Source organism: Rhizobacter sp. P3_B12, assembly GCF_056402895.1.
Map to the genome: position 1 here is coordinate 1 of NZ_JBFUGN010000537.1, position 4,233 is coordinate 4,233.

Annotated in this window: 4 protein-coding genes; 3 read left to right on the top strand and 1 reads right to left on the bottom strand. The window is 69.8% G+C overall.

Annotated features, from left to right (window positions below):
- On the bottom strand, window positions 1-675 hold a 675-nt coding region (locus tag AC1D01_RS23140; protein WP_477870474.1), incomplete at its 3' end, for a sigma 54-interacting transcriptional regulator.
- A 277-nt stretch (window positions 676-952) separates the two neighbouring features.
- Between AC1D01_RS23140 and AC1D01_RS23145 the strand changes: the two genes are divergently transcribed.
- The 3 genes from AC1D01_RS23145 to AC1D01_RS23155 form a co-directional block, all read left to right on the top strand.
- Window positions 953-1,246 carry a hypothetical protein gene (locus tag AC1D01_RS23145; protein WP_477870476.1) on the top strand — a complete coding sequence of 98 codons (294 nt, stop codon included), beginning with the start codon at window positions 953-955 and terminating at the stop codon, window positions 1,244-1,246.
- Window positions 1,247-1,265: 19 nt separating this feature from the next.
- Complete coding sequence (locus tag AC1D01_RS23150; protein WP_477870478.1) at window positions 1,266-3,428, top strand: ATP-binding protein; 2,163 nt, start codon at window positions 1,266-1,268, stop codon at window positions 3,426-3,428.
- Window positions 3,418-4,233, top strand: an 816-nt coding sequence (locus AC1D01_RS23155) for a Pvc16 family protein (protein ID WP_477870480.1), incomplete at its 3' end; no start/stop codon positions are given. The genes AC1D01_RS23150 and AC1D01_RS23155, both read left to right, overlap by 11 nt.

Genomic DNA, 4,233 nt, shown 5'->3' on the forward strand with positions numbered 1-4,233 from the left:
CCGCAGCAGCGCCAGCGCCTCGTCGCTGATCTCCTTGGGCAGCCCGGTGGTGGCGAGCGCCGCATTGCGCAACAGGTGAGGCACCAGCAGGTCCAGGTCTTCCGACCGGTCGCGCAGCGGCGGCAGGGTCACCCTCAGCACGTCCAGGCGGAAGAACAGGTCGGCCCGGAATTCGCCGCGCCGCGACAGGCCGAACAGGTCGACGTTGCATGCCGCAACGATGCGCACGTCGGCCTGCTGCGACTGGTCTTCGCCGACCGAGCGGAACGATGCGTCCTGCAGGAAGCGCAACAGCACGACCTGGCCATGCAGGGACAGCGCCTCGATCTCGTCGAGGAACAAGGTGCCGCCCTGCGCCTCTCGCACCAGCCCCCGGCGCGTGCGCCCGGCGTCCGTGAAGGCGCCCCGTGCGTGGCCGAACAACTCGCTTTCGACCAGCGAGTCCGGCAGGGCTCCGCAATTGACGGGAATGAAGGCGCGGTCGCGCCGCGGACCCAGGTAGTGGATGGCGCGCGCCACCAGGTCCTTGCCGGTTCCGGTCTCGCCGACGACCAGCACCGGCGCGGCACAGTCGGCGTAGCGGGTCGCGAGATCGATGGCCTCTCGCAAGCCCGGCGATGTGCCGACGAGCATTGATTCGAGCTTCGTGTGCGTGACCAATTTGTGAGCACTCATCGTGGATGCCTCCCCGGCAATTCATCGATCGGCGCTCAGTTTACGAAAGGCATGCGCTGCCCACCTCCCCTAGGTTGACGACTGCGTTCGCCAGATAAGCGCGCCCTCCATCGAAGTCGCCGTGCGGGTCTGGCACAGCCGTGTCGCACCCGACACGCTGCGCGGCGAGCGCGCCGTGCAAGAGCCTGGATGCGAGCGCCGCATCACCAGGAGACCGTGTCGCGCCTGCCTCGGGCAGCGTCGCATGGCCTGCACTTCTTCCAATCGAATCAACGACTTGCAGAACGCCACGTGCTGGCACGTTTTGCGCAATGCCATCGTCGCAATGTCCTACTCACCATCGAATGCCGATGTGGCCGAAATGATCCTGCGCTATGTGACCGCGCATCCCGCTGCGTGCGACTCGCTCGAAGGCATCTGTGAATGGTGGATCGTGCGGCAGCAGCGCGACGACCTGCGGCTCGCGGCCGCCGCGGCGCTGGTGCACCTCGTGGCCAATGGCGACCTCGAGGCCAGCACCGGTGTCGACGGCCACACGCTCTACCGCGGCGTGTCCGCCGCGCGGCACTGAACCCGGACGACGCAGCAGGATGAACACCGCCACCCCCGCCAGGCCGCCGGACTTCCAGACGGAAGGGCTGTGGAGCGCACTCGGTCGTCTCGACCGCATGCTGGAGCGCGCCGCGAACGCCGCCGATGCCGCTGCCGGCAACACCGCGACGGGCCCACAACCCGAACCCTATCGCGGCCTCTACGTGACCTCGGAGGACGTGCAGCGGCTCGTCCGGCGTGGACCCGGCGAACCGCTGCTTGCCGGCGCCGCCGATGCAGGCGCCCCGTCGCCGATGCCCGAGAGCTCGCGCTTCCCGTGGCTGCAGCAGGCCTTCGGCCTCGACACGGTCGACCTCGACATCCTGCTCATCGCGCTCGCGCCCGAAGTGGACCTGCGCTACGAGCGCCTGTTCGCCTACCTGCAGGACGACGTGACGCGGCGCCGCCCCACGGTCGACCTGGTGCTCAACCTGCTGTGTGCCTCGCGCGACGCGAAGATCCTCGCGCGCGGCCGCTTCGGCCCCGATGCGCCACTGYTGCGCCAGCGCCTGGTGCACCTGGCCGCCGACGGTTCCGGTGCGAACCCGCCGCTGCTGTCGCATGCCATCAAGATCGAGGAACCGGTGCTGCGCTTCCTGCTCGGCCAGCCGTGGCTGGATGGGCGCCTGCGCGGCATCGCGCAGTTCACGGCACGGCCCGGTGCCGCGGAGGGCACGCGCGCCGAGGCACTCGGCACGCTGATGGCCAAGGCGATGGTGTCCGGCAGCGGCTCGCATTTCCACCTCGAGGGCGCGGTCGATGCCGGGCAGGAAGCGGCGGCGGGCAGCCTCGCGGCCAGGCTGGGACAGTCGCTCATCGTGGCCGACCTCGCGAAGGCGGCGGATCCCGCGGGCGAGTTCGCGGCCGTGCTGGAGCTGCTGCTGCGCGAGGCGCAGCTGCTGTCGGCGCTCCTGTACCTGAAAGGCTTCGATGCGCTGTCGGCTGCGGAGCGCGACACGCTGGCGCAAGCGATCGAGTCGCTCGCGCCGGCGTCGGGCCGGGCGCTCGTGATGTCGGGCGCGCGGCCGTGCGGCCCGCGCTTTCGCAGCATGGCGACACTGCCCGTGGCCGAACCTGATTTCCACGAACGCCGCACCGCCTGGGCCGCCGAGCTGCGCGAGCAGCGCATCGACCTCGATGCCCGCGGCCTCGACGAACTGGCCGCGCGCTACCGGCTCGACGAGGCGCAGATCGCGTCCGCCGCCGCGCACGCCCGGCTTCAATCGACCCTGGCCCAGGGGTCGCCCGATGCAGCGTTGCTCGCCGAGGCGGCCCGCCTGCAGATGGCGCGCGATCCCGGCACGCTGGCACGCAAGCTGGTGCCGCTGCACGTCTGGCGCGACCTGGTGCTGCCGACGGATTCGCTCGCGCAGCTGAAGGAGATCTGCCGGCAAGCGCGCTTTCGCCACGTCGTCTTCGACGAATGGGGATTCGACCGCAAGCTGTCGCTCGGCAAGGGCCTGAGCGCGCTCTTCAGCGGCCCGCCCGGCACCGGCAAGACCATGGCGGTCGAGGTGATCGCGAACGACCTCGGGCTCGACCTGTTCAAGATCGACCTGTCGCAGGTCGTCAGCAAGTACATCGGCGAAACCGAGAAGAGCATCGACCGGCTGTTCGCGCAGGCGCGGGCGGGCAACGCCATCCTCTTCTTCGACGAGTGCGATGCGCTCTTCGGCAAGCGGACCACGGTGCAGGATGCGCACGACCGCTACGCCAACATCGAGGTCGCCTACCTGCTGCAGAAGCTCGACGAGCACGAGGGCCTGAGCATCCTCGCGACCAACCTGCGGCAGAACCTCGACGTCGCGTTCACGCGGCGACTCGGCTTCATCGTCGACTTCCCGTTCCCCGACGAAGCGAGCCGGCGCCGGCTGTGGGAATCGATCTGGCCGCCGAAGCTGCCGCGCAGCAAGGACCTCGATCTCGCCTTCATGGCCACGCAGTTCAAGGTGCCGGGCGGCGCGGTGAAGAACATCGCCGTGGCCGCGGCCTTCCTGGCGGCGCAGCAGGGCGGCGAGCTGAAGACCGAGCACCTGCTGTGGGCCGCGCGGCGCGAGATCGAGAAGTCGGGGCGGCGCGTCGCGGGCAGCGAGTTCGGCCCCTATGCCGAGCGCGTGGCCGCGCTGGCACCGCAGGCCGAAGGAGACCTTCATGCTGCATGAAGTCACCGAAAGCCTGGAGGCCTTCTTCAAGCAGCCGGGGCTCACGCCGCCGCTGCGCGATGCGGCCATCCGCTTCGACCGGCCGACCGATCCGTATGCGCTCGACCAGACCACGGTCAACCTGTTCCTGTTCGAGGTGCGCGAGAACCTGGAGCTGCGTTCCAACGAAGGCGTGACGCGTCGCGTCGGTGGCCAGTCGCTGGTCGAGCCGCCGGCCTGGCGCGCCAACTGCCTGTACCTCGTCACGGCCTGGCCGGTTGGCGGCACCGACCTGCCCAAGCAGGAGCATCAGCTGCTCGGGCAGGTGCTGCAACTGATCGCCGGCTCGCCGGAGATCCCACCGGCCTTCCTCACGCCCGCCCTGCAGTTGCAGGAGCCGCCGCTGCCCATGCTGATGGTGCAGCCCGATGGCGTGCGCAACCCGGCGGAGTTCTGGGCCGCGATCGGCAACCGCATCAAGGCCTCGCTGCTGCTGTCGGTCACCGTGTCGCTGAAGGTCTTCGACACCGCGACCTACCCGAGCGTCATCACCAGCGAGATCCGCCTCGAGTCGCTACCCGATGGCGCGCCGCTCGATGCACCGTTCTTCCGCATCGGCGGCGTGGTGCTGGACAACGCCTCGCAGCCGGTGGCGAACGCCGGCGTGCGCCTGGTCGAGCGCGGGCGCAGCACGCTCACCGATGGCGAAGGAAAGTTCTCGCTGTCGGCCATCCCGGCCGGCAGCTTCACCTTGCGCGTGACGGCAGGCGCCATCACGCAAGACCGGGCCATCGTCGTCCCGGCACCCGCGGTCGCGGGCTACGAC